The organism is Vibrio sp. 2130-1, from assembly GCF_033339515.1.
This window is the reverse complement of record NZ_JAWOUT010000007.1, coordinates 201,457-227,810: the sequence shown is the minus strand read 5'-3', so window position 1 is coordinate 227,810 and position 26,354 is coordinate 201,457. Positions and strand designations below refer to the sequence as shown.

20 protein-coding genes are annotated in these 26,354 nt (G+C 45.1%); 10 read left to right on the top strand and 10 right to left on the bottom strand.

What is annotated here, in order from left to right:
• Positions 1–84 precede the first annotated feature (84 nt).
• From R7Q09_RS13100 to R7Q09_RS13075, 6 genes are all read right to left on the bottom strand, one after another.
• A complete protein-coding gene (locus R7Q09_RS13100) occupies positions 85–660 on the bottom strand; it encodes a DUF1566 domain-containing protein (protein ID WP_053307911.1) in 576 nt (191 codons plus the stop codon).
• A gap of 1 nt (position 661) precedes the next feature.
• Positions 662–2,113, bottom strand: a complete 1,452-nt coding sequence (locus R7Q09_RS13095; RefSeq protein WP_262646073.1) for a DUF1566 domain-containing protein — start codon at positions 2,111–2,113, stop codon at positions 662–664.
• A gap of 25 nt (positions 2,114–2,138) precedes the next feature.
• Complete coding sequence (locus tag R7Q09_RS13090; protein WP_262687366.1) at positions 2,139–4,391, bottom strand: proprotein convertase P-domain-containing protein; 2,253 nt, start codon at positions 4,389–4,391, stop codon at positions 2,139–2,141.
• Positions 4,392–4,400: 9 nt separating this feature from the next.
• On the bottom strand, positions 4,401–6,542 hold the full coding sequence (locus R7Q09_RS13085) for a TonB-dependent hemoglobin/transferrin/lactoferrin family receptor (protein ID WP_262687368.1): 2,142 nt from the start codon (positions 6,540–6,542) through the stop codon (positions 4,401–4,403).
• Complete coding sequence (locus tag R7Q09_RS13080; RefSeq protein ID WP_262646076.1) at positions 6,543–8,540, bottom strand: prolyl oligopeptidase family serine peptidase; 1,998 nt, start codon at positions 8,538–8,540, stop codon at positions 6,543–6,545. It abuts the gene before it with no gap.
• Between the two features lie 325 nt (positions 8,541–8,865).
• Positions 8,866–10,209, bottom strand: coding sequence for a DEAD/DEAH box helicase (locus R7Q09_RS13075; protein WP_044129603.1), 1,344 nt, complete (start codon positions 10,207–10,209; stop codon positions 8,866–8,868).
• A gap of 550 nt (positions 10,210–10,759) precedes the next feature.
• On the opposite strand from R7Q09_RS13075, the gene R7Q09_RS13070 reads away from it, so the two are divergent.
• Positions 10,760–11,014, top strand: a complete 255-nt coding sequence (locus R7Q09_RS13070; RefSeq protein ID WP_005375145.1) for an Lpp/OprI family alanine-zipper lipoprotein — start codon at positions 10,760–10,762, stop codon at positions 11,012–11,014.
• Positions 11,015–11,040: 26 nt separating this feature from the next.
• Here R7Q09_RS13070 and R7Q09_RS13065 read toward each other — a convergent pair whose 3' ends face one another.
• Genes R7Q09_RS13065 through R7Q09_RS13050 form a run of 4 tightly spaced genes read right to left on the bottom strand, consistent with a single transcriptional unit; the run spans position 11,041 to position 15,152 of the window.
• Positions 11,041–11,967 carry a L,D-transpeptidase family protein gene (locus R7Q09_RS13065; protein WP_005383933.1) on the bottom strand — a complete coding sequence of 309 codons (927 nt, stop codon included), beginning with the start codon at positions 11,965–11,967 and terminating at the stop codon, positions 11,041–11,043.
• Positions 11,968–11,973: 6 nt separating this feature from the next.
• Entirely contained in the window at positions 11,974–13,389 is a 1,416-nt protein-coding gene (gene phrB, locus R7Q09_RS13060; RefSeq protein ID WP_213970647.1) for a deoxyribodipyrimidine photo-lyase, read from the bottom strand.
• A 22-nt stretch (positions 13,390–13,411) separates the two neighbouring features.
• The gene (locus R7Q09_RS13055) at positions 13,412–14,212 is read right to left on the bottom strand and encodes a MerR family transcriptional regulator (RefSeq protein WP_213970648.1); all 801 of its coding nucleotides are present in this window, start codon (positions 14,210–14,212) and stop codon (positions 13,412–13,414) included.
• Positions 14,202–15,152, bottom strand: coding sequence for a YbgA family protein (locus tag R7Q09_RS13050; RefSeq protein ID WP_005375141.1), 951 nt, complete (start codon positions 15,150–15,152; stop codon positions 14,202–14,204). The genes R7Q09_RS13055 and R7Q09_RS13050 overlap by 11 nt, the downstream gene beginning before the upstream one ends.
• A gap of 398 nt (positions 15,153–15,550) precedes the next feature.
• Between R7Q09_RS13050 and deoD the strand changes: the two genes are divergently transcribed.
• From deoD to R7Q09_RS13005, 9 genes are all read left to right on the top strand, one after another.
• Positions 15,551–16,261, top strand: coding sequence for a purine-nucleoside phosphorylase (gene deoD, locus R7Q09_RS13045; protein ID WP_005375140.1), 711 nt, complete (start codon positions 15,551–15,553; stop codon positions 16,259–16,261).
• 70 nt (positions 16,262–16,331) lie between these two features.
• On the top strand, positions 16,332–17,801 hold the full coding sequence (locus tag R7Q09_RS13040) for a hypothetical protein (protein ID WP_005383936.1): 1,470 nt from the start codon (positions 16,332–16,334) through the stop codon (positions 17,799–17,801).
• Between the two features lie 166 nt (positions 17,802–17,967).
• Complete coding sequence (locus R7Q09_RS13035; protein ID WP_054729922.1) at positions 17,968–19,452, top strand: hypothetical protein; 1,485 nt, start codon at positions 17,968–17,970, stop codon at positions 19,450–19,452.
• On the top strand, positions 19,436–21,019 hold the full coding sequence (locus R7Q09_RS13030; protein WP_213970649.1) for a GGDEF domain-containing protein: 1,584 nt from the start codon (positions 19,436–19,438) through the stop codon (positions 21,017–21,019). The genes R7Q09_RS13035 and R7Q09_RS13030 overlap by 17 nt, the downstream gene beginning before the upstream one ends.
• A 244-nt stretch (positions 21,020–21,263) precedes the next feature.
• Positions 21,264–21,644: a DUF3302 domain-containing protein gene (locus R7Q09_RS13025; RefSeq protein ID WP_005375135.1), complete on the top strand. Its 381-nt coding sequence runs from the start codon at positions 21,264–21,266 to the stop codon at positions 21,642–21,644.
• Positions 21,644–22,774: an HlyD family secretion protein gene (locus R7Q09_RS13020; protein ID WP_005383940.1), complete on the top strand. Its 1,131-nt coding sequence runs from the start codon at positions 21,644–21,646 to the stop codon at positions 22,772–22,774. The genes R7Q09_RS13025 and R7Q09_RS13020 overlap by 1 nt, the downstream gene beginning before the upstream one ends.
• Positions 22,775–23,109: 335 nt before the next feature.
• Positions 23,110–23,658 (top strand): ECF-type riboflavin transporter substrate-binding protein, encoded by a 549-nt coding sequence (locus R7Q09_RS13015; RefSeq protein ID WP_005375133.1) that lies wholly within the window; start codon positions 23,110–23,112, stop codon positions 23,656–23,658.
• A gap of 6 nt (positions 23,659–23,664) precedes the next feature.
• Positions 23,665–25,404 carry an ABC transporter ATP-binding protein gene (locus R7Q09_RS13010; RefSeq protein WP_262687379.1) on the top strand — a complete coding sequence of 580 codons (1,740 nt, stop codon included), beginning with the start codon at positions 23,665–23,667 and terminating at the stop codon, positions 25,402–25,404.
• A complete protein-coding gene (locus R7Q09_RS13005; RefSeq protein WP_136976847.1) occupies positions 25,401–26,240 on the top strand; it encodes an energy-coupling factor transporter transmembrane component T family protein in 840 nt (279 codons plus the stop codon). The genes R7Q09_RS13010 and R7Q09_RS13005 overlap by 4 nt, the downstream gene beginning before the upstream one ends.
• Positions 26,241–26,354: the final 114 nt, after the last annotated feature.

The window sequence follows — 26,354 nt, the reverse complement described above, 5'->3', positions numbered from 1 at the left end:
CCAAAGGTCAGAAAAGAAAAAGCTCCGCACTGGCGGAGCTTCTTATAAAGGCAAAGCTATCAACCCTTATTAACGTAATAATTATTATTCATCTGTCACTAACAAGAGAGAACTTTTGAAACTTGAGTTTAACGGATCTCTATTGAAAACCTCACCATTAGTCGTATCAAAAGTTGCAACATGCTTACCGTCGCCATTAGGTGTGTTGCTCCAGACATAACGCCCTAGAACATCATCTCCATCTGTCAGACTATAGCCGCTAGCAAACCCTGTACTATTTATGGCTGGGCTGTGGCAAGCTCGCTCAGTTAGAGATACCAGCTCTTTGATATTTGCTAGTCGCCAATTTTTTTTGTCAGCAAAATTGTGAAGAGGATGGTTGCCGTCCTTATTACGAATTTGTTTGGCTGTGGAGAGAGCGAGTTGCCATGACATTGTAGATCGCGTCCCCTGGCATTCTTGATTTCCTACATTCCATGTCATACCAACTGGACAGCGCATCCATGTAAGACCTGTTTTTAAGTCAGTTACGGTACCGTTATCAGAATATGTATAACGCGTGTTAGGTGCCGTTTTAGCAAAGTCAGTAGAACACTCTTGTGCAGCCATTGCAGTTTGAGAAGCCAAAGCAAGAGATAGTACAGTTATTAATTTCTTCATCTTATTGGCCCTTTACTGCTACTAGACGGATTGGGAATTGGTATGAGTCATCGGCGTCTGCACTTGTGTTGCTTGAGCGAATATCGACGAGTGAAATAGTGCCTCTATCTACGCCCCGAGAGATAATTGCAGGAAAATAAACCTCAGCATCAACGAGCTGTGATGATGTATTCACAAACGTAAAGTCGCTATGCCAAAACGCACCATACTCTAAATAAGGACTGCCTATCGTTTGCTGTGGGAAGTATTTAACATTGAAACCATACACGTTGTGTGGCGCATATTCCTCGTTCGGAGCGAACCGCGTTTGTTCACCAAAATCTAATAAGTCATATGTTTCACGGTAAGTAGGCAAGCGCCAACCATTGATTCCACATAACGATTGTTTGTTTATGTACTCAACATATTGGCTAGTGGTACAAACTTCATCACCAGCGTCTTTACAACCTGCAAGCTCTACATCTTTGCTAAATGGCTTAAATGTTTCAGACTCAAACGCAAATAGGCGATCTTTAAATTGAACCGAGCTCGCATCCGCACTCTTATTTTCCCAAACAAGACCAGTACGTTCGTCCATAGTACAAGCCCACTTAGTCGCATCTGCTGCTAAAGCTGCACCTTGTGAATCTAGCTTAACGAACTTAAAGCCAGCGCCTGTCGACGTTTGCTTGTCCTCTTTGTCGAAGCCGTATTCCGCATCTTGACCAGGGTAAGACGCTTGAACCTCTGCTACGTCTGCTGCTCCTTCAGCAAAATAAAGAACGGCGCCCGTATCGTTACTACCAACCGTTTGTTCAGCAACCGCTACAATTTCTTCAGCAAATGCACTCACTTCCACTTCAGACAGAAGATCAGAGGCCAATGATTTACCCTGGAAGCTAAGGCTTTGAGCAAGCAGCGCTACGCCTTGGGTCATTTGTTGTGGCTGCATTGCAGCTAATAGTGCAACCGTGTTTTGCTCTAGCTTATCTAGCTCGCTGGCTTCTGCGTTAGACATTACCGTTCCAGACAGAGAAACACCGGCATCGGTGAGTTGTGCTTTCACAATCTCCTCAGCTTGAGCAACGGTTTTACCGTCAACCACAAGACCTGCGAGCAACGTTGTTACACCATTGACCGTGTTACCCGTTGCTAAGTTTTGGCCCGGAGCCGCAAGACGCAACGTTTGGTTCGAACCTTGATCAACTTGAGCAAGAATGGTGCTGGTTAGTACGTTTTTGTCGCTTGAAGTCAGGCTAAATTTACCGGCATTATCCGTTTTAGCACTCGGCTCGGTCGTATCACAAACGTAGTTTTGGTTTAAATCGATGCACACTGGCGTATCAAGAAGTGTACCTGCAGAAACGATGGTGCCAGCTACATCATAGGTCGGTGCCGACGTGTCACCACCAGAACCACCGCCACAGCCAGCTAGGGCTAGTGACATAGCAACGAAAGAATATTGAAACTTCATAGATTTTATCTTCTTTTGATTTTAATTAACGAGAGCGAATCACTCTCACCATTGAAAGCAGGACAAGTCCTAACAAGGTCCAAGGCGAACCACTGCCACCTGAATCACCGCCACTGCTTTCTTTAGTGGTATCAGCACTACACTGATACTGAGCAAAGTGACTCACACCCCACTCTTTCAACACCCCAGAATTCCCTGACACGCGGTCAGACACTTCGAGACGCCAAGTACCCCAACTCGGTTGACCGACAAGTGCTCGTAACTCCTCGTCATACTGAGCGGTGAAGTAACCTTTAAGTCCTTTGGTATTGCTTGATTGATGGCTAAGTAGCACGACCGATTTGCCTTGTGGAGACACTAGCGTCACTTGCAGATCTTGCAGTGAGTCATGCTCGATGTTCAGGTAAACCGCAAACGAATCATCAATCGTGCGTGACTTGTCCGATAGCGTCTGAGAGAACAGTCTGTCGCCCTGTTCCGGCAAAGCGGAGTTCACTGGTTGAGGCTGGATATCGAGCTCTGGCGTACCATTAACCAGCATCACCTTATCACTCCACTGGTGAGTCTTTAGGCCTTCAGCAAATTGATAATCCAATGAAATAGAGGAATCGAATTGCGTGCCACATGTTAGACCGCTTGGTAACGCCACCTTCATTGAGGTCGAGTCAGAAAGCGTTTCATCAAAGTCGAAAACAGATGCGTTGTTTAGCTGCCATTGCCCTTTGATGCTCGCTTCGCGACCAGTTTGGCTCAGGCTCACACCAACGTCTTGACCTTGTGCGATGTATCGAGCGTTATAGCGAACGCGAAGAGGCGCTTTGAGTAAGTTGTGTTTGTTGAAGCTGTCCGTCAGGAATTGGGCGTAATCTTTATTTGGGAACAAGGTGTTTGCGGCAAACACGGTCGATTCCGCCAGATCATGCATTTTCACGCCACGACCAATGCCGTACATGCCTTCAAGTACAATGGCGTCAAACTCACGGAACACGTTATCGGTATCATCACCGTATCGTTCAACCGATGCTTTAAGTGCTTGGAACAGTGGCGTTGACCATAGCTCGTCGCCTAGTTCACCGCCCACACTAACGTGCGCTGGATACTCTGAGCCCTCGAAGTAACGCGCTCTTTGGTTCCATAAGCTACGAGTTGTTTTGCGTGTTCCGAACACACCGTCCCAGTTGAACACCGTATCTAACTCGAATTCTTGACCACGACGCGAAGCATCCAAATATTGAGTGCGGTAGCTCGCGCTGCCCGCCCAGTAATCAGCAAAACCTTCTGCGATAGCCCCAGTGTGACCGTACGCCCAATCCGGTACTATTTGGTAATGAATGCCATGCCCAAGCTCGTGTATCACCACATCAGCATCAACTGCATCTGGAGAAACACCACCGACACCTAACATGAGTGCTTTCGGACCGTAATAGTAAGTAGAGTTATCTTTTGATAAACCGCGAGCATCAAAACGAAGCGGTTCATCAAACAAGTCGTAAGTCAGGCTTGTCAGATATTGGATCGAGCTATCAAGATGATAAAAAGCCATCAACTGTGGAAACGCATTGTCACCAAACTCGGTACTTTGCATCTCATCAACACTGTCAAATGCTTGAACCCCTTCTGCGCTGAGAAAATCCAACGTATCAAGTACAGGCGCTTCACCAGGTGTTGGGGCTGCAAATAAGCCCGTCGCATCCACTTGCTTCAATCTTGGGTTAGACAAATAGAACTTACCGCCGGACTGTAAAACCTCAATCGACTTGGTGACGTACTCGATCGGCTGAGGGTAATCGGATAGTGCTGACCACGTCGATTCTGGTGCCGCTTGCTGTTGCATGGTGCGAAGATCTGGGTTGAACAAAGAAACCTCAACATCAACCAGACTTCCAGAGCTCAAAGCAGGTGGCTCTTGTGCTTGCAGTTGGCGAGGTGATTCCAATTCCATTGCAACCGTTGGTTTGCCGTTACGAATGATCGTATCTTCAAGGCTCTTAAACACTCGCACAACGTGATGATTTTTATCGGTTGTTACTACGAGGGTGCGCTGTGCTTGATATTCACCGTTTACCCAAACATCAAAATTGTAATGCTCACCAAGCTGAGACTGGGTTTTGTAACGGAACTTAAACTCGCCCGCTTCCGAGTAGTGGCTGTCTAGATAAGTTTTCGCTTGCGCTTCATTCGTTACCACAGAGTCCGTTGCGGGATAATCCCACTCTGCAGCCTGTGCCGCAGGGGTACAAGCAATAAGCAGCGAAAACGCCAATGGTTTTAGCTTCATGATTTCGTCCTAGAATTCGTATTTTGCATTTAGCGTGAAGTAGCGCCCAGGCTCAGTTGAGTAACGCTTACTTTCCTCAGCGATACCCGCTACGTCTTGGTATCGGATGTATTCTTTGTCGAACAGATTGATGATGTTTGCGCTAACACGAAGGTCTTTGGAAACGTGGTAAGTTGCGCCAATATCAAACGTATTCCACGCACTTGTCTGCGCGCAATCTGTCGCTAGACCAAGCGTGGTCTGGCATTTAGGAACGCGATCCATGGCCGCGGCCCAGTTCCAAGCCACGTAAGCATTGAAGTCTTGGTTGACGTATTTCAGTTGAGCGTTACCTTCGAATGGCGTAATGCTTCGAACGTATTCACCTTCCGCGTCTTTGCCATCTACGTAGCCAAACTTGGTGCTGATGTTCCATCGCTTAGTGATCGCGTAACCCGCAGAAAGCTCTGCACCATACGTCTCAACACCATCGAGGTTTTGGTATTGTTTAATGTAATTACCATTGCTTGAGTCAAAGCCCGTGGTCACAACGTCGATGAAGTTTTCAAACTTGTTGTAGAACAAAGACGCATAGACATACGCACGACCGTTATCGAACTTGTTACCGATTTCAAATGAGTCGGAAGTTTCAGCTTCTAGATCCATGTTTGGTGCAATGACAAACGGCGTGAGCGGCACAAAGTCGTGGCTTACGAAGCCATACGCTTTATCGTATTCCGGAGCACGGTAACCATGGTTATAAGATACATAAGCAATGTTGTTGGCAAATACTTCACGCGAAACCGACAGACTTGGAGATACCTCTGAGCTATCCATGTCTTTTAATGGGAAGCCGCCCACTTCACCCGCACCGTCTGGCGTGAGACGGTGGGCATCAAAGCGTAGGCCACCTGTGATGGTCCATTTATCCAGTTCCACCATGTCTCGAACATACAAGCCAATGTTATAAGCACGAGCAGGAGCGAAAGGTTGTTTGGTCGAAGGTGTTACTCCGTTCCAATCAATCTTGGAGTCGCTATCTGTGCGTTCGTAATAGTCTGTAGAAAGCTCAACACCGTAAGCCAATTGGTGCTCAGCATTTGCTGCATAAATCGTATTGGTGAAATCGCCACGGAAGCCAATTGTTTCGTCAATGAAGGTTTTGTGTTCCAGCTCGCGACGCTTGGTGATCAAACCATTGTGATCCACTTGGCGCATTAAACGGTTGGTGTCTTCCACCACTTCGGTGTGACGCCAGTAAACTTTGGTATCCAACTCTTCGAACCAAGTTGGATTAATCGGTGTCACCTCTGCACCAATGTAAGCGCTGTACTCTTCGGAGGTTTCATCCTCAGCAAAGTCTTCAATATGCCAAATTCCATCAGGTTGAATGGACGGCGAACCCTCCAAACGCTCTTGGTTCTGGGTGTAGAGTTCCGCTTTGGCTTTCAACATCACCTCTTCATTGAAAAAGTGGTTGATCGTATAAGCACCGCTGTAACCATCGAGGTCGCGGTTATACAAATCTTCATCAAAGTTACGTGTTTCTTGTCCTTGCCAGTATGAAACGTTAAACAAACTCTCTGTATCACCGGAACGAAAAGCTAGATTACTCGTGCCTTTGTACTTGTTGCTGATATCGGTGTAAGTACCGGAAACATCGGTGTAGAAGTCTTTGTCTTTTAAGAAATCACCCGGCTGACTGGATTCTAAAATCACCACACCGCCGATCGCGCCAGAGCCATGCACCGAAGAGCTTGCACCCTTAATGATTTGAAGCGATTCAAAATTGGATAAATCAAAAGTATCTCGCCCAACCGCATCATTAATGTCATTCGCACCGAAGCCATCTGCAGAACGAATGCCATCACGAACGATCATAATGCGGTTACCTGTCATACCACGGATGGTAATGTTTTGCGGACGTCCTGCACCGCCCGTCACGCTTACACCAGGTTCGTTACGCAGCACGTCATATAGCTCGGTCTCGCCTCTTTCTTCGATTTGCTCGTTTGTGATAACCGCGACACTACCTGCCACTTTTGACAATGGCTGATCGATTTTATTGGCGGTTACCACCACCTCTTCCATTGAGAAAACCTTAGATTCGGCGTGCACTTGACTGGCAGCAAGTACCGAAAGTACTGCCGCTGACACTGGGGTAAGCTTCATTTACTGCTCCGCTTTAGATATTTTAATGAGTGATAGTAGAAATGCGTATTCTTTTGCTTGTTGTTCTTGCGCTTGTCGTGGGTCCATTTGGTGGCCCGAATTAAAATCAGTTTGCAACAAGTACGGCCCGTTGCGCTCACTTAACGCTGAAACTTTAGCGAGATACTTAGCGCCTTCCCAATATGGCACGCGCTGATCGATTAAACCGACTTGAACAAACATGGGTGGGTAAGCGTCTTTATGGATATTGAGAATCGGATCGTACGCCTTCATTAACGCCAATTGTTCAGGTTTGGTTGGGTTACCCCATTCGCCATACTGCTGTGTGGTAAGCGGAAGTGAGGTATCCGACATACTTGCAACCACATCAACAAAAGGCACTTTAAGTACGACACCTGAAAACAATTTAGGATCTTGATTAACCGATCCGGCCACCAACGTGCCACCAGCACTAGAACCGATGGCGAAAACCTCTCTATTGCCACGTTCGAATGTTTGCAGCGCCTTCGCGGCCGCGACAAAATCACCAATAGAATTGGCTTTTCGCACACCACGGCCTTGCTCGTGCCATTCATCGCCAAAGTACCCACCGCCACGGACATGGGCGATAGCGTAAATCACACCTTGGTCGAGTAAACTGATAACCTGAGGCATAAAGTACGGTTTCATCGTAAAACCATACGCGCCGTAACCGTAAATCATCACAGGAGATTGTGGGTGCAATTTGTCTTTGCGATACGCCAAAGAGACCGGGACAGAAACGCCGTCGTGCTTAATAAAAATACGTTGGGATACATAACGCTGACTATCAAAGTCTTGGTAAGCATCTTGAGAGTACACGGATTTATTCAGCGTTTTTACATCAAACTCTTCCCACTGAGGAGGCGTAGTCATCGACATGCTTCGGATACGAATCTTGTTTGATTCAAAATCGCCCAACGTGCTTAGCCAAGCGACATTACCATCGTGCTCCAATGGCAGTATCACTTTTTCCTGCCCTTGGTAAGAATACACCGTCAATGTCGACAAGTTGTTTGGCTTACTAAGTGCCACAACTCCTGCATCATAAAGGTAGAACTGTTCAAGCGGCTCACGAGGATTGGTAAAGCGTTGCCATGTTGCGCCAAGCGGTGCGAGTTCGGCTTGGTAAAGGGCGAACTTTCCTTCCAGGTTGCTTTTAAGATAAATGTAACCTTTCGCCACATCCGCGTAATATTCCACACCCACTTCAGGCTTTCGCAATGAATCTGAGACAGTGCCCGTTTCTAGATCGACAAGCTTCTGCTCTGTTGTTGACTCGTTGTTGCTTTGCAGCACAGCATAACGGCTATCTGCCGCACGATAGAAAGAAAGTAACCAATCTGACTTGGGTTCATTCCATAGGACTGTTTTTGCCAAAGATTCAGTGGAGATACGTAAGATCTGATGAGGTCGCTGAGTGCGCTTTTCCTTTGCAACGAGGAATGCCACTTTCCCGTTAGGTGACAACAATACGCCACTATCGACGTGCGTCGCCAGTTCCGTAGATTGGCCGGAGAGTAAATCAACAACCACGGCGCGATATTGTTCGCTGCCGTCGATATCTTCCGTGAAAAGTAGCGTGTCACCATTCACTTGCCATTGACCAAGTTGGTAGTACTGATGCGCAGATTGTCGTTCATCGAAATCGAACACCACGTTTTCTGGTGCATGTTGACTCGCACGGGATAATAGTAAGTAACGACCATCGCGACGCGTTAGCGTCCACTCTCTTCCACTCATGATCGGCCATGGCTTATCACCTTTGTCTGCCACCATGGTACCCCACTGGGTGAGTAGGTTTTTTGTCAACGTCTGATAACTTTTTTGGTGCTGTTCAGTTTTGTGGTTTTGTTCTGTTAGGTAGGTAAGAACTCGCTCATCTTTACGAGCATCATCTCGAAGCCAGTTGAAATCATCAGCAGCAAAGCCAGAACTAGAGGTAATTATGAGCCCTAAAAAAACATGAGTAAATTTCATATAGAGAGCGAATTCATTTATAGGATTAATACAATGGCGCGTATTCTGCCCTTAAATAAAAATGAGATCAATTATCATTTTCATAATCATGTAAGGTTTTTATCTAGTGTGTGAGGAAAAACGTTTGCTTTGACCGAGGTAATAAAACTTAATAACTTTCTAAACTAGCGTTCTATGCTGTTTATATACAACCAGACAAATATAAAAGCTGACAAACGAGTGAGTATGGAAAAACGCTATTTCACCTAGCGACAGACATAAAAAAATCCGAGTGCGAACACTCGGATTTTTAAGAACTAAAATCAGTGGGAAACTACAGCAGCTTTTACTCTTCAGAGCTCGGTGCCGCTGGTTTTTTCTTAGGGATGAAGACATCATCACCCACAGATACGTTTTTGTAGAAGCTCTTGTCACGCTTAGCTGGTTTTTTCGCCGATTTTTTCGCTTGAGGGCGAGCTTTCTTTGCGGTCGCTTTCTTATTGCGGAAATCTGGTTTAGGTGGCTTAAGGCCTTTAAACTTACCTTTCAAATCTTCGAACACTGAAAACTCAAGATCTTGTTGTAGGTATGATTCTACACGTTTAAAGCTATCCCAGTCTTTTGGACCAACAAGAGAGATTGCATCCCCTTTGTTTCCAGCACGACCAGTACGACCAACTCGGTGTACGTATTCTTCAGTATGCTTTGGCATATCGAAGTTGATGACGTGTGTCACAGTTGCAATATCCAAACCGCGGGAAGCAACATCAGTCGTTACAAGGATCTTAAATACTGCGCGCTCAAACTGACTCATAATGGTGTTACGTTGAGTCTGGTTCAAGTTACCACTCAGTGCTACAGCCTTCAGTTTCTTTTCATTTAGCTTTTCTGTTAGTCGCTCAGTATCATCACGCGTTGCCGTAAAGATAATAACTTGACGGTATTCAGCCTCAGAAAGAACACGATCTAAAATTGCCTCTTTATGATCCAGGTGATCACACAAGTAAAATTTTTGCGTAATATCTTTATGTTCTTCGTTAGAAACGCCGATAGCAATACGCTTTGGCGCATTGAGCATTTCAGCCGCGATTTCATTGACGTCTGCATGATCTAATGTCGCAGAGAACATCAACGTTTGACGACGACGATGCTTGGCTGCTTTATGAATGCGACGAAGCTCTGGTGCAAAGCCCAAATCCAACATACGGTCTGCTTCGTCAAGAATCAGCGTTTCCAAACCATCCAGATAAAGCGAACGATGATCTAAGTGATCAGCCAAACGTCCTGGTGTCGCCACGATAAATTTCGGGTAACGACGCAGAGCTTTTACCTGATCGTTAAAGTTCTCACCACCCAAAATCAGTGCTGCTTCATAAGATAGGCCAGCTAGCATAGAACGAAGCTCACCATATACTTGTTTCGCTAACTCACGAGTAGGAGCAAGGATAACCGCGCGAGGGTCTTTCGCAGAAAACGATTTTGTCTTTAAAGACTTATGAAGCATTGGCAATACAAACGCCAAAGTCTTGCCCGAACCCGTTTTCGAAGATGCCAATAGATCCTTGCCTGCAATCGCAACAGGAATCGCCTGCTGCTGAATGTCAGTCGCTTTTTTAAAATCGTAGTGTTTTAGGTTCTTCAACAATCGGTTGTCTAGGCCTAGATCTTTAAATTGCAAAGTATTCTCCAATAAATCAGTCAGCGTCTGAGCGCTCTGTAGTGTCGTTTCCGCTCTAACGCAGCAAAAAAATAAAGCTCGGTATAATACCGCAAATCATAGGAGTATAGATAGAGATCACACAAACTAATTCCCTGTGGTGACGGTAAAACATCATTTGTGGCTCAGTTCAGAGTAAACCCTAGCCTTTTTGATGTGCATCTGAACGTGAAGTTTAATGAAAGGCCTTTCAGATATGTCTTCTATTCTTCAACAAAACGACGTAAATAGCAGTTATTTGGGCCAATAAACTTTCATTTGTGTCAATATCGTCTAAATTATTGATATCAGGAACGTGGCAAATACACCTGCTATGAAAACTGTTGTGAGAGCGAGGGAGAAGATAGACTATTCACCTTTGTTAAGCTCAGGTAAAAGTTGACGTCAGGTACTCCATGAAATTCTTGGGTTTTTTTGACTTTTGCTACATCATGTACTGATAAAATGTAACCACATTTAACCTCGCTACTGTATAAAATAATAGTTGGTGGCGAGACTTTCACTATAAGCAAGGAGTTCTTATATGAACAAAACGTTGATCGCAGCTGCAGCAACTTCAGTACTTCTACTAGCCGGTTGTGCTTCTTCTGATGACGCAGCTACAGCAAATGCAGCAAAATTAGACGAACTAAGCAACCAAGTTAGCCAACTAAGCCAAGACGTACAAGCTCTTCAATCTGACGTTCAAAAATCAGGCGCAGCAGCAATGGCTGCTCAAGAAGAAGCTGAGCGTGCTAACGAGCGTATCGATAACATCGCTCAGTCTTACACGAAGTAAGATTTGATACCGCGTCTTAACGCCCGTTAAGGCGCGGTTATTTCGACAGGAACCCCATTCTGTGCAGCGATTGCTGCTTTAGCCTTCACGTTTTTCATACCGAATTCATCCAGCCACCACTTTAACTCTTTCGGCACTTTGAGTTCATCTTTCTCGCCATTACTACGAGTCAAAGGCTCATGTGCTTCTAAGAACACACTTCTGTCAGGTTCAAGTGTCATTTTGATAGGCTGATTAATGATGTTAACGTCTTCGCCGTTACGAACCTTGTCAAATAACCACTCAATGTCACTTGGGTCCATACGAATACAACCCGCGCTGACTCGCATACCAATCCCAAAGTCCTTGTTGGTACCATGAATTAGGTATTCGCCATTCCCGTAAGCTAAACGCAATGCAAACATACCAAGTGGATTATCAGGCCCCGCAGGAACAACGGCTGGTAGGTCAATGCCCTTTGCTTTGTACTCGGCACGAATAGAGGCTGGAGGAGTCCATGTAGGGTTCGGTCGTTTTTGGCTGATACGCGTTGTCATTACTGGGGTATCGCGCCCTATTCGGCCAATTCCGACAGGAAATACATGGACAATATCTTCTCCTTTCGGAAAGTAATACAAGCGCAGCTCGGCTAGATTAATAACGATACCTTTATAAGGTACGTCTGGGAGGATTAGCTGTGTCGGAATAGTAAGAACATGCCCCTCTTCTGGTAAGAAGGGATCCACGCCTTTGTTTGCGGCCATTAAACCTAGCATACCCACATCGTAGAGCTTAGCGATATTTGCCATGGTTTCGCCTTCTTGAACGACGTGGTTTTCAAGGCGACCAATTAAACGGCTTCCATCCTCTGGTAATTCGTACATCTTAGCGAATGATAGACCACTCACTAAAGATAACGACACAGATAGCAGGGTACGTTTTGCGAAACTCATTGATCGCTTTTTGCTAAGCATTTCACTCTATTCCTTGGCACTTTTAAAGAGCTGTAAGGTTATCTCTCTTTCTGTCTTGTGATCAACCATCGGCTTGTGATATTCCAGTAAAGAAAAGCCATCCCAAGTCCAAGGTTTATGGATGTATTTGTTCGGTACACTTTTGATTTCTGGTACCCAGTGGCGCACAAATTCACCATTAGCATCGAACTTTTCGCCTTGGCTTATCGGGTTGAAAATACGAAAGTATGGCTGCCCGTCACAGCCCGTAGAAGCAGACCATTGCCAGCCACCATTGTTCGCTGCAAAATCGCCGTCCACCAGCTTACTCATGAAGTACGCTTCTCCCCATCGCCAATCAATATGTAAGTCCTTGGTAAGAAAGCTCGCGACAATCATACGTAATCGGTTGTGCATCCAGCCTGTTTGATTGAGCTGACGCATTGCTGCATCAACGATTGGGTATCCTGTTGTTCCTGTCTTCCATCGCTCAAAGGCTTTCTCATCATAGGACCACTGGATTTTATCCTCCCAATCGATAAATCCTTTGCCTTTGACGAGTTTTGGTTCGAAAACCAATAGGTGCTGATAAAACTCACGCCAAATGATCTCACTTAACCAAGTTGCTTTCCCCTCTGTAAGGTCATTTTGTTGATTTTCAGCATACAAACGAGCAATACACTGCCTGGGTGATAGCGCGCCAATCGCAAGGTATGGAGACAGTTGGCTAGTGCCATCGATAGCTGGAAAGTCTCGCTCGCTTTGGTACGCGTCACTGCGCTCCCGTGCAAATTCCCTAAGCTGTTTCAAAATATCATTAGTCGAAGCCAGCCAGTCTTCACTGGATTCTCGAGGATAGCTAAATGTGAAGCTTGAATTAAATCGAGCCGACTCTAATTGTTCGAGTACCTTTTTATTGAGTGGCGCTTGCTCGTGAGGTTTTACTACCGTCGGCATATGGAACTGCGTTAACCAAGCACGCTTGAATGGCGTAAATACCTTAAAATATTCGCCTTGCTTATTAAGAACCGTCGTTGGCGCGTGCACACATTTGTCATGAAACAGTTCAAATTCGATATCGTGAGAAGCTAACGCTTCACTTACTTGTGTATCGAGCTCTCGTTCGTTCACCTCATAGTGAATGTTTGCCATGACAGACGTAGCTTCAAGTGTTTCCGCCCACCCACTAATCACATCTGTACAAACGGAAAACGACGGCACCTCTTTGTACAAAAAAGGAATATTAAGGCTTTCAAGCTCCTCGTTAAGACAAGCTAAGCGACGAGCAATGAGGTCTGCCTGCATCGGCGCCATGTGATGCTCCCGCCACTGATCTGGCGTCGCGATAAAGCAAGCGACAACAGGCTGACCTGAATCCAATGCCGCTTTGAGTGCCGTGTGGTCTAACGTACGTAAGTCACGTCGAAACCATACTAAAATCATGGTAGCTCCTATCTTTTGTCTACTAAGTTAGGTGTAATTTCTCTATCACTTCAGAGCACCCCATCCGATCACCTAGTTGTGCGTGAAGTATTTTGATGGATGCCACTTGTTTAGCAGCTAGCGCTTTGTTGGAGAAAAGGTAGATAAACGAACCATTTTCAACGACCTCGTGATCTAGTAGACCAGAAACATCATCAACCTTATCGATCAAAGTCGTGTGATACCCTTGTTCACAAAGCTTCGCTGCTTGAATCCAACTCTCAGATTCTCTGTTTTGTTCAAAGCTAATGAGCAGACACTTTCCTTTGGAAGCGGCTTTGTTTTCAGAATCGATAACAAGGGCAAGTCGAGTGATTAAACAAGTCTGAAATAACCCCACCTGCAAGGATCGCAACGATCCTTTTACCATATCTAGCGCATCAAATACTGGGCTAATAAACTGATCAATAACGAGTTTTAGTGGGTACTCTTTAAGCACAGAGGCAAGTAAACTCTCTGCTTTTCCTCGATTCAGGGTAGACAGCGCAAGCAGCATGTTTTCAACTTCTTCGAGTGTGCGAACCTCGTTTTTGACTTCGACATCGGCGCTTTTTCCTAGCAGCCCCTTCACTTTACCAATCGAAATCCCCTTCGCGAGCCAACTCTGGACTTCGCGAATCGTATCGAGATCTTGCTGGCGATAGAGTCTGTGTCCTTTTTCAGTTCGCTGAGGTTGGATCAAGTTGTATCTTCGTTGCCAAGCTCTCAGCGTAACTGGTTTTACACCCGTGATTTCTGCGACATCTCGGATCGCGTATAGTTTTTCTTCTGAACTACAAACCATAGCGTAATCTCATCTCCTGCGGATACGGTTCTAAAAACTTCTGTTTTGCTAAATACTCGTCTGGGTAAGTATTTAAGTAATGCTTAATCAATGTAAGTGGTGCTAGCAGAGGCAGCATTCCGATGCGGTAGTCGTGAATCACTGTCGCTAACTCTTCTTTTTCTTCTTTAGTTAGTGAGCGTTTGAAGTACCCTTGTAAGTGCATCAACACATTTGTGTTGTTTTTTCGGCTAGCCCGATTCGTTAACGCCTTCATCAGTCCTAAACGATACTCTTGGTAAAAGTCTTCAATTTCATAATTAGCGACATCGGCAACTAAGCGGCCAAGGGAGCGGTATGACTCTGGGTGGTGTGCCATTAACGTCAGTTTGTAGCGCGAATGAAAGTCGATGATTTTGCCACGAGTAGGCTCACCATCCATCGAGTCGTAAAAGTCATTTAGACAAAATACTCGAGTAATAAAATTTTCTTTCAATACAGGGTCGTTAAGTCTGCCATCCTCTTCAACAGGCAACCAAGGCATTTTTTGCATCAATGTTTGTGTATACAAGCCAACACCTTCTTTCGCAGCACTGTTCTTGCTGTAAACCTTGACTCGCTCCATGCCACAAGTTGGTGACTTGGCACAAACGATGTAACCACAAAGCTGCTCGCTTTGAAGTTCATCTACTTTATTGGCCGAGTAAGTGAGCATATTGTCGGTATGATCATTTTCTGGATTTTTGGTTTCAACCAATGCAACACGCTCTTCATTAGAAACAAGACGAATTGTTGGACGGGGTACTGGCATACCTACGCCGACTTCAGGGCATACCGAAACAAAGTCAAAATACGGGCTGAGCTCTTTAGTCACAAAGTTGCTCACCTTATGACCAGAGTCAAAACGCACTCGTTCACCCAAAACACACGAACTGATACCTACTTTGATTGAAGATTCCATGATGACGCATCCCTATACAAAAAGTTTTGTTGTATAACTTATAGCAAGCCTTTCCAGATTGTACAAGAAAATAAGTTGTACAATTTAATCGTTTTACTTCACTCGAAAGTATTTCGATCAACCAGCTGTCAGAAAAAAGTTTGGCCCAAAAACAAAGAATTTGTGCGCGCAATCGACAAACTGCTCAAAAGCAAATCGATTGCTCTTTTGGTTTCAACAGATTTAGTTATCAATAGGGATTGCAGTTTCTAAATGCGTGGTTTTTGTGACTAAGCTCTCAAGGGGCTACTGTACGTCCCGATATTATTGCCTCAACGAAAACGAACAAGTTCAACAGAATTGGTAATAGCGTTCTATAATAGAGGCGTTTTATCAAAACAAAACTTTGGAGAGCACTTATGGCAACCCCACACATTAACGCACAACCAGGTGATTTCGCTGAAACAGTTCTAATGCCAGGCGACCCGTTGCGCGCTAAATACATCGCTGAAACGTTCCTAGAAGATGTGAAACAAGTTTGTGACGTTCGCAACATGTTCGGCTTTACTGGCACTTACAAAGGCAAAAAAGTTTCTGTAATGGGCCACGGCATGGGTATCCCGTCTTGCTGTATCTACGTACACGAGCTAATCGCTGAATACGGCGTGAAAAACGTTATCCGTGTGGGTAGCTGTGGTGCAGTACGTGACGACGTGAAACTAATGGACGTTGTTATCGGTATGGGTGCTTCTACAGACTCTAAAGTTAACCGTATCCGTTTCAACAACCACGATTTCGCAGCAATCGCTGATTACGGTCTTCTAGAAGAAGCAGTTAACCAAGCGCGCGCTCAGGAAGTGCCTGTAAAAGTAGGTAACGTATTCTCTGCTGACCTGTTCTACACACCAGAAGCAGACATCTTCGAGAAGATGGAAAAACTAGGCATCCTAGGTGTAGACATGGAAGCGGCTGGTATCTACGGCGTAGCAGCTGACCTAGGCGCGAAAGCACTGACTATCCTGACAGTTTCTGACCACATCATCCGTGGTGAAAAACTAAGCTCAGAAGAGCGTCAGAAGTCGTTCAACGACATGATGAAAGTTGCACTAGAAACTGCAATCAACATCTAAGAACAAATAGTAAGTAATAATTTGCAGCCAGAGTTATGCTGGCTGCCCGAATTATCCCGAGGGGGCGATTGTGTCTAACGGCGAACTGCCAAAAGACGCAGATGGGTTACAACTCAACTTTTGTAAAACATTGGCGTGTGACAACTTTGGATTGAGTGATGCAAAGCGTTACGTTCTGCAACATGCGAACCCTAAGCGTCCGGCGATGGTATGCCGTGAATGTGGAGCTTTCCCCCCCTTACTTAATAATCGCGATGTCGTGAACGAACTTCATCGCCTGCGGCACGTCCACAGTGACGGGTTGCCTGCTTGCCGTAATGATGATTGCGACAACTTTGGACTTTCTGTCCACACTCACAAACACCTCTATCACGCTTTCGGTTACAGTGGCGATCGCCAACGTTACCGCTGTAAAGTGTGTCAAAGTACCTTTGTCGACAAGTGGTCTGGTGCCAACAAGAAGCTTCAATTTCAAGAGAACTTGATGGGTTTATTGTTTACGGGATATTCCGTACGAGAAATCTGCCGCAAGCTTAGTATTAACCCAAAAACCTTTTACGATCATGTTGACCATATAGCTAGCCGCTGCCGCCGCAAGCTTGCAACCATTGATGCGCGCTGGGTAAACCACGCAACGCATTATGAATTGGCCTCAAACTATATTGCATTGCAACCGAACAGCAATAATGGTGTGTATTGGATTGTTTCTGGCGAAGCGCATTCTGGCTATATTCTTTGCCAGCACGTCAATTATTCCGCTGATGAAGAGCCAATCGCAACTCTCGATCATAATCCTTACGATGAGGTGTCTCGTTTTGTTTCCCAGGAGTACGTAGCGGAAGCAAGTGAGCCGCTTGCGGAACCTTCTCATCACCTCAGAGAGCGAATTGACCAAAAATACCAAACAATTTTGGCTCGCGGTAACGTAGAAGACCCTCTTGGTAATCTATCTGTATTTCATTACCCTTCAAAAGGGGCATTAGTCCGTCCGCCATACACCTCGTATGCACACTATTTGCACGTACTTGATATGTGCTGCCCAAACAAACGTGTATCTCTATACATGCCTCAAGATCCCCTACTACGTTCAGCTGCACTGAGCGTTTGTTTACCTCGTATTAAAGAGAAAAGTGTCGACTTGATGTACGTAGAAGAGGACGCTAGTTGGGACATGAGCACTCCCTTTGGCAAAGTCGATATCGCCTATATGAGTTGGTGGCGCGATCGTTGGGCAATCTCTAGTCAAAACGAAAACCACAAAGGCATTTGCTACCTCGCTGGCGATCAAAATGAGCCTGAAAAATGGTTTAACGTTGCGACAACTCGTCATGTGAAGTTTTATCAAAACCGCTTTCAGATCCTTTTCGAAAGCTTCATTAACGAGCCACGTCGCAAATTACGACCTGCTGGTATTTTACCTCTTTTAGATATATTCAGAGCTTGGCATAATTTGTGCTATCAGGATAAACAAGGTCTTACCGCTGCACAAAGGTTGGAAGTCTCTGATGCACCTTTGACAATCAAACAGCTCCTATCGTAGCTATTCTATTGGTAATTTAGATGTAGTAATTAGGGGTTGTAACGGTATACATTACGGCCCCTGATCGTTTACCAAAACGTTATCCGCATCGCTTTGGTAAAGAAACATGCATCTAACCACTTAATATTAGGTGTGATTTCCAGTTCGATAGTCATGGATGTGAACGTTGGATAAAAACCAAATTCAGCTAGAAGATGATCTCACTAAGCTTAAAGGCCAAATAAAATCGGCCCCTAAACATACCTTTAATGTTGCGCAGCAATATCGTATCCGCGCGGAACAAATTTTATTTGTGGACGGAGAGATCAAAGCCTTACTCATCATGGCGCAATGCTGTTGGTGCCTAATGGATTACCGACAAGGCTTAAAACTCGTCAAAGACGCTTACAGCAAACAAACACAGCTTGAAACCGACGATCATCTCCCGGAAATTCTCCATCTTTTTGCACTCCAATATTGGGGCCAAGCAAAGTATTATTCCGCGCAACAATATTGGATTAATGCGCTCGAACAATCTGCTCTTGTTGATGATGTTGAAATTCAAATCGAATCTCTAATTGGGCTTGGTAATGTATGGCGCATCACTAATGAACACCAACTTGCCGCTTCAACTCATGAGTTAGCCGTTAAAGTGGCAAACAATGTTCGTATTGCTTGGTTAGAAGGCAAAGCGCGCATCCTATTAGCTTGGGACTATTACTTACTAAATAAGTTTGTCGAGATGCTTACGGTACTGGATGGAGCAACCGAAGTATTAAAAGATCATGATGACAGTACATGGCAAGCCGAGATCTGGGACTTTAAAGGGTTAGCACTGCTTGGACTAGAACGCCTTGATGCGGCCGAAGAAGCCACCCAAAAAGCCCACCAGCTCGCCATTGAGCATGACCTCGTTTGGATGAAAGCACACTCTTTTATTAGCCGAGCAAGACTTGAGCTTTTGCGCCAAAATACAGACAGCGCTGCCAAGTTGCTACTTGCAGCAGAAGAGTCTGCACTCAGTTTCGACCACGGTGAGCTACTCAGCCAAATTTGCTTCCAACAATCACGAGTCGCTGAAGAACAAGGTGACTTTGAGTCTGCGTTTAACGCGTTCAAGAAATACCGTAAGCACGCACTCAAAATGCTCAAAGAACAAACTCATCGAATCAGCATGGATAAAGCAAGAGGCTCTAAACGCCAACTAGAGCAGCGAGCACGTAAGCTGATCAATCATATTCGCTCTCAACACGAATACGACCCTGAAAAACAGTTTTCTAATGTCGTTTCTGAGACCTACTGGTGGGAACAGTTAGTTTTGTTTAAAACGGAGCTCAAACGCTCTAACCACGCCATCATTATGATTCAGCATTCAAACCCCGAAGTTCTCGATGTTTGTACCGAGCTCGTTCATGCATTGACAACCTCCAGCGACCTCATCTCGAGAATTTCCAGTAACAGGCTAGCAATGTTAATTGCAGAAAAAGGTCAAGCAGCAGAAGAGGTCTACCGCACTGTCCAAGCGATGTTAGACATCTATCCATGGAAGCGACGCGGAATCAAAGGCCCGAAACCGATACTGTATTTGCAAGATATCCTGACCTTCCCATTCACGTTAGAACAGCTCGAAGAAAGTTATATTGAGGTAATGAAGAATGGAACAACTGCTTAGCAAGGTGACTGACGCAGGTATCGATCCTTCTTCCGTTTCAGGTGAAGAAGCGATTACGCTATGGGAACACATAGGGTTACATATTGCGTCAACAAACCGAGAGAAAGCGCATTGCTATATCATTAGCGCCGAGTATCGAAGAGAGATCAAACAGCTCAACGACAGCATTAGTGAATTGAAACAAGCCCTTGAGTTGCTTGTTTTACCAGAAGATGTGGAAGATATTCTTTCTGTGAAAGCAAGCTTGAGTGAGCGTTTAGTTGAATTAGGTGACTACAATGCGGCATTAACCGAGTATGTTGCTTCAACCAATATCGCCGTCGAGTACGGCTATATTGATGAGTACGTATTGGCCATTATTGGAATGGGTAATTTGTGCGATGCCTATGGGGATCACCAACGTGCATTACGTTATTATCAAAAAATAGATGCTATCGATCACGCTATTGGCAGTCGATCCCTACGCCTTCGTTACAAGCTGTACATGCTTGCCTGTTATATCAGCTTAAACCGTACCGCAGACGCCAAAGAGCTGCTGAGTGAATGTGAAGAACTGAGCATTCTCGTCAGTGATAAAAACCTCGCCGCACAAATTCACCTCTACCGAGCCAAATTACATCGTCTGCAAGAAGACTACCCCAATGCGTTGCTGGCTATTTCGAATGTTCAGTATACAACGGGTAGTGCCACGACATACTGGTTATCCACGATGGTCAAAATTGAGACTGCGTATTGTCTAAACGGTGTAGGGCACACTTCTTTAGCTAATTTAACGTTGGACTCCATCAGTAAAAGGATTCAAAAGCAGCTATCTCCTATCGTTACTCAGCATTTTTATAACGCGATGAGTCAAGTTTACGCCTCTCAAGGATTGTATCAAGAAGCATTAAATTGTGAAAAAAAAGCGCATAGAATCGAATCTGATCTTGTAAAACATATTCCGATCGGTGAGTTAGGATCTGCTCAACTACGCCGACTTTCACGCTTTGAGTTACAACTCAAACTCATTTTGTCAGAGCTAGAAAACAAAGAACTAAAAGAAACCACCAAGCAGCATAAAAATACTGTTGCTCAGCTACAGCAGGACGTCTTTACCGATCCACTTACGTCTTTACACAACCGACGCTGGTTAGAAGTTAAACTAAAAGATCTGCTGCTGCACGACACGCCATTTGCACTTATGGTGATCGACATTGACCACTTCAAATCCATCAATGACGAACTAAGCCACTTGGTTGGCGACAAAGCGATCAAAAGTGTGTCACAGGAACTGGCGTCCTACTTCAAATTTAAAAGCGCATCATGCGTTCGATTTGGTGGTGAAGAGTTCCTCGTGATCCTTGAGAATACCCAACTGGAACGAGCAGAAATGCATGCCGAGAATTATCGTGAACGGATTTATCAATATGGTTGGGACGATATTCTTGGTGAACGGGGGCTGACCGTATCCATAGGGATTACCTTGCATCGAGAAGGCGAGAATACTCAGCGAACTTTTTATCGTGCAGACAAAGCTCTTTATCGCGCCAAAGCCAATGGCAGAAACCAAGTCTGTACCGAACTTTAAACCATGCCCCGGTTGACACCTGGGGCTTTAGTATACTTTTTATTTATCCTTCCTATATCACTTCACTGCTTGTTTAAATAAGTACTCAGCAACACCTTAACTGCCAATAAACATCAGTGGATACTTACATCGCATAAACATAATTCCTACATAAAAACCGCTTGATTCATCTGTAGTTAAGACAAATACTTAAATTGTTAATTTACGTAGATTTTCCATTTCGCAATACGCACAGGTAGGTAAGATGTTTCTAGACTATTTTGCACTTGGGTTACTCATCTTCGTTGCTTTAGTGATCTTTTACGGAATCATTGTCATCCATGATATTCCATATGAAATCGCCAAAGAGAGAGAGCACCCGCACCAAGACGCAATTCACTACGCTGGCTGGGTCAGCCTTTTCACTTTGCATGCGCTGTGGCCATTTTTATGGATCTGGGCAACATTATGGCGCAAGGAACGCGGCTGGGGTTTTAAACAACTAGAACAAGAAACACACGACATTCATCACCGCCTTGAAGAACTCATCGATGAAGTCAACGAACTCAAAAACGAAGTATCGATGTTGAAACAACAAAAGATTCAGCAAAAGCCTTTGCCTGAACAAAGTAAAGAGGACGAATAATGGACTTATTGCTGATTCTGACTTACGCCGCTCTTTGTATTGCCATTTTTAAAATTTTCAATATTCCTCTAAACAAATGGACCGTTCCAACCGCCGTACTTGGCGGCGTAGTGTTAGTGGGCACACTCGTGCTGCTTATGAACTACAACCACCCATTTACTCAATTGGGTAACCAAGTGTTCCCGACTACGCCTATCGTCTCTGGCGTGCGTGGCCGCGTGGTGGAAGTGCCAGTCCAGGCCAACCAACCGCTCAAAACGGGCGATATTCTTTTCAAAATCGATCCTGTGCCTTTTGAAGCAGAAGTTGCTCGCCTTGAAGCGAAAGTCAAAGAAGCAAGCCAAGGTGCCTTGGGTTTAGAGTCTGATCTAAGAGAAGCAGAAGCTGCTGTATTGAAAGCGCAAGCGGACAGAGATAAAGCACAAAGGGAATTTAGCCGATATCAAAGGGGCTTTGATCGTGGCGCGTTTACTGAACAAGATTTGGATACTCGACGCCAAGCGTATAAAGCGGCAGAAGCCATGTTAGACGTTGCGATTTTGCAACAAGAACAAGCGAAAATCGCTCTGGACTCTGAAATCGGAGGCGAAAATACCCAAGTCGCGCAACTTCTTGCCGAGCTGCGTAAAGCAGAGTTTAACCTAGAGCAAACCGTCGTTCGTGCGCCAACCGATGGTTACGTTACGCAATTGGCTTTGCGTCCTGGTGTTATGGCTGTGCCGTTGCCACTTGCCCCGGCAATGACCTTCGTACATACCGAAGACATTACGTACACCGCGGCATTCAGACAGAACTCATTACAACGCTTGAAGCCAGGCTTTGAAGCAGAATTTATGTTCCGCGCAATTCCGGGCAAAGTGTTCCGTGGCGAAGTCATTGACGTGATTCCAGCCATTGGTGAAAGCCAAATTCAAGCGCGAGGCGCTCTGCTTGGGACTGATGCCTTGCGCACGAGCGGACGTGTTTTTGCGAAGCTGAAAATTACCGACGACTTGAGTGGATACCACCTACCAATGGGTACTGCGGTTGAAGTTGCAGTTTATTCAGACAGCTTTACTCACGTATCAGTGATGCGCAAAGTTCTTATTCGTATGAAGAGCTGGCAGAACTATTTATACCTCGACCATTAATGAACATATAGCGCATTCATTTATCGGTAAAAATAACATCAAACAGTGTAATCAGGGGCTGACGATCAGCCCCTGATTCATTCTAGCCATCCAGATAGATAGCATTCCCACTTTTATTAATATTCTGTATAATGCGCGCCTTATTTTTAATGCTTGCTAAAACCAAAGCCAGTCAAAGGGATGCGTGAATCAAATCACACATTTCCTGAAGAAAAATAGAGCAAACAATAAGCAGCTTGGTTGTTTTGAATATATGTTACACAATCAAATAACTAACGCTTTCCGACAAAACAATTAAACGTTCTTTAAAATCGACTATTGAACTGAGGTTATCTATGAATCTTTCCGCTAAAACTGTTGTGGTTATTGCAATCGGTGCTGCTCTTTACGGTATCGGCGGCTTACCTATGTTTGGCATCCCTGTGTTTGCAAACACAACGCTAAAACCAGCAATGGCAGTATTAGCATTGTTCTCAGTACTATTTGGACCACTTGTTGGCTTCTTGGTTGGTTTTATTGGTCACTGGGTTACTGACCTATTTGCAGGTTGGGGCGTATGGCTCACTTGGGTACTTGGTTCAGGTATTGTTGGTTTGATTATCGGTCTATTCCCTTCTCTAACGCGCTACCGTTTGGAGAAAGGTGATTTCAATATGAAAGACTTCGCGTTATTCGTAGTACTTGCGCTATTAGGCAACGTATTTGGTTACGGTTGCTCTGCATTCCTCGACACGATTTTATACGCAGAACCGTTCACTAAAGTGTTTACCCAGCTTTCTATTATCGCGATCGGTAACACCATTCTTATTGCTATTGTTGGCTTCTTCATTCTTAAATCTGTCGCTAAACGTAACAAGCAAAGCCGTAACTTAACAGAGGCTTAATGTCGAATGACAATCGAATTTTCTAACTTCTCTTTTAGATATGAGTCGCTGGACAAACCGACGCTAAAAAATATCAATCTAAGGATAGAGAAAGGAGAGAAAATCGTCATTATCGGTCCAAGTGGTAGTGGTAAATCTACCCTTGGGCAATGTCTTAACGGACTGATCCCACACGCAATCAAAGGGGAAACCAGTGGAACATTGACCATCAATGGTCAAGACACCGCCCCCTTCGACATGCACCAATACACTGAGCAAGTTGGCACCGTACTGCAAGATACGGACAGCCAATTTGTCGGTTTGAGCATTGGCGAAGACATTGCATTTGCGCTGGAGAACCAGCTAACTTCAAATATCGACATGTACCCATTGGTCAAAGCCACGGCCAAAATGGTCGACTTGGAACAGATGCTAGAACGCTCACCCCACGATTTATCTGGCGGGCAGAAACAGCGTGTTTCTTTGGCGGGCATTCTCGTCGATGATGTCGATATCCTTTTGTTTGATGAACCACTAGCTGCGCTTGACCCTAAAACGGGAAAAAAAACCATCGAGATCATCGATGATCTACACCGCGAAACGGGCAAAACCATCGTAATCATTGAGCATCGTCTTGAAGACGTTCTGCATCGCTCAGTTGACCGTATTATCTTGATGGAAAGCGGCGAAATCATTGCCGATACAACGCCAGATGAAATTTTAGCGTCGCCTCTGCTAGAAGATTACGGCATCCGCGAACCGCTTTATATTTCAGCACTGAAAGAAGCAGGCTGCGCGATTGAGGGCGATGCAAAACCTTCTAGCTTAACTACCTTACCGTTGGAGCAATATAAACCGGCAGTACAAGCATGGTTTGATGGTTCAAAAGCACAACCGCCCAAAACGCCAGCCGAGACTTTGCTTGAAGTCCGTGGCCTCACCTATTCTTACGACGGTGAGAAAAACGCGTTAGAAGACGTGAGTTTTGACATCAAGCGTGGCGAGTTTGTCTCTGTACTTGGCAAAAATGGCTCGGGTAAATCGACCATCACCAAACTGATTATGGGCGTTATTGAAGCGGATAGCGGCTCAATGAGCATGAATGGTCAAGATCTTAACGAACTGACCATCTTCGAGCGCAGCCAGAAAGTGGGCGTGGTGATGCAAAACCCGAATCACATGATTTCCCATCACATGATTTTCGACGAAGTGGCCTTCGGCCTCCGTAATCGTGGCGTTGAAGAGAAACAAATCGAAGCTAAAGTACTTGAAGTCCTTGAGCTGTGCGGTTTGAGCAAATACCGTCACTGGCCAATCGAAGCATTGAGCTACGGCCAGAAAAAGCGCGTAACCATTGCGTCAATTTTGGTATTGGAACCAGAGCTTCTGATCCTTGATGAACCGACGGCAGGTCAGGACTATCGAAACTACACGTCTATGCTGAGTTTCATCGAAAAGCTCAATCGCGAGTTGGGCGTAACCGTAATGATCATCTCTCATGACATGCATTTAGTGTTGGAATACACCTCGCGCTCTATCGTGATTGCAGACAGTAAATTAGTCGCGGATGCACCAATGACGCAGGTATTCAGCAGTCCAGAGCTACTAAACCAAGCAAACCTCACTACCACAAGTTTGTTTGAGTTGGCTACGAAAGTTGGTATCGAGGACACCAATGGCTTTATGCAGCACTTTATCAATGTAGAAAAAGCGCACCGCCAACAAAAAAGCGACGAAGTAAACCAACCAGAGAAAGCAGTGGCATGAAAGACAACAAAATGAAGTTTGGTATCAACTACATCGATACCCAATCGCCACTTCATAAGTTGAATGGCATTACTAAGTTCTTGCTTTTCATTGCTTGGGTAACGGTGGTATTGACCACATTTGACTTGCGAATCATCGCGCTGTTGATCGTGCTGGGTTTGGGCTTATTGAAAATGACCAAAGTGCCCTTTCATGTCTACAAACCGCTGTTATTCGGTACAGGCACGGTATTGCTGATCAATGCCCTGTTTATGTTCGCGTTAGCACCGCAACAAGGTACTGAGTTCATGGGTTCATCAACGGTTTTACTCTCGTTACCCGGTAATTACTCTCTCACTCAAGAGACATTGTTTTACCTAGTAACAGTGACGTTGAAGTACTTCAGCATGTTCCCAATCGCGTTGGTGTTTGTATTTACCACTCATCCGACAGAGTTTTCAGCCAGCTTGAACCGTTTAGGTGTGCCTTACAAAATCGCCTATGCTGTGAGCTTAACGCTGCGCTACTTGCCGGAAGTGAAAAAGGACTTTGTTAACATCATGCACGCGCAACAAGCACGCGGAGTAGAACTGAGTAAGAAGGCTCCGTTGCTCACTCGTATGAAGAACGTGGCAAAGATTCTTGGCCCTCTGATTTTCTCTAGTTTGGACAGAGCCGATCAAATCTCAAACGCGATGACGCTACGTGGGTTTGGTCGTCACTCCTCTCGCACTTGGTACAGCTTAAAACCACTGACCAAAGCCGATATGATCTGCATGGCTGGGATTGCGGTGATAGTGATTGCGGCGATCAGCAAGCGTGTTATCGACACACAACTGTTCTGGTATCCGTTCTAAATTCTTAAGTTTCAAACAGAAGATAACGTGCTTAGTATTGCGAACACGTTATCTTCCCGCTTTCCCCTCGATAACTCGCCTGTTGGCTTCTTGCTTGCAAGTATTCAAAAGAAG

Coding starts and splice junctions, on each gene's coding strand:
- R7Q09_RS13055 (WP_213970648.1), bottom strand. CDS start 14,212: ATGGTTTGTAGTTCAGAAGAAAAACTATACGCGATCCGAGATGTCGCA.
- deoD (WP_005375140.1), top strand. CDS start 15,551: ATGGCAACCCCACACATTAACGCACAACCAGGTGATTTCGCTGAAACA.
- R7Q09_RS13070 (WP_005375145.1), top strand. CDS start 10,760: ATGAACAAAACGTTGATCGCAGCTGCAGCAACTTCAGTACTTCTACTA.
- R7Q09_RS13030 (WP_213970649.1), top strand. CDS start 19,436: ATGGAACAACTGCTTAGCAAGGTGACTGACGCAGGTATCGATCCTTCT.
- R7Q09_RS13065 (WP_005383933.1), bottom strand. CDS start 11,967: ATGCTTAGCAAAAAGCGATCAATGAGTTTCGCAAAACGTACCCTGCTA.
- R7Q09_RS13080 (WP_262646076.1), bottom strand. CDS start 8,540: ATGAAATTTACTCATGTTTTTTTAGGGCTCATAATTACCTCTAGTTCT.
- R7Q09_RS13095 (WP_262646073.1), bottom strand. CDS start 2,113: ATGAAGTTTCAATATTCTTTCGTTGCTATGTCACTAGCCCTAGCTGGC.
- R7Q09_RS13005 (WP_136976847.1), top strand. CDS start 25,401: ATGAAAGACAACAAAATGAAGTTTGGTATCAACTACATCGATACCCAA.
- R7Q09_RS13020 (WP_005383940.1), top strand. CDS start 21,644: ATGGACTTATTGCTGATTCTGACTTACGCCGCTCTTTGTATTGCCATT.
- R7Q09_RS13085 (WP_262687368.1), bottom strand. CDS start 6,542: ATGAAGCTTACCCCAGTGTCAGCGGCAGTACTTTCGGTACTTGCTGCC.
- R7Q09_RS13050 (WP_005375141.1), bottom strand. CDS start 15,152: ATGGAATCTTCAATCAAAGTAGGTATCAGTTCGTGTGTTTTGGGTGAA.
- R7Q09_RS13025 (WP_005375135.1), top strand. CDS start 21,264: ATGTTTCTAGACTATTTTGCACTTGGGTTACTCATCTTCGTTGCTTTA.
- R7Q09_RS13090 (WP_262687366.1), bottom strand. CDS start 4,391: ATGAAGCTAAAACCATTGGCGTTTTCGCTGCTTATTGCTTGTACCCCT.
- R7Q09_RS13010 (WP_262687379.1), top strand. CDS start 23,665: ATGACAATCGAATTTTCTAACTTCTCTTTTAGATATGAGTCGCTGGAC.
- R7Q09_RS13100 (WP_053307911.1), bottom strand. CDS start 660: ATGAAGAAATTAATAACTGTACTATCTCTTGCTTTGGCTTCTCAAACT.
- R7Q09_RS13015 (WP_005375133.1), top strand. CDS start 23,110: ATGAATCTTTCCGCTAAAACTGTTGTGGTTATTGCAATCGGTGCTGCT.
- phrB (WP_213970647.1), bottom strand. CDS start 13,389: ATGATTTTAGTATGGTTTCGACGTGACTTACGTACGTTAGACCACACG.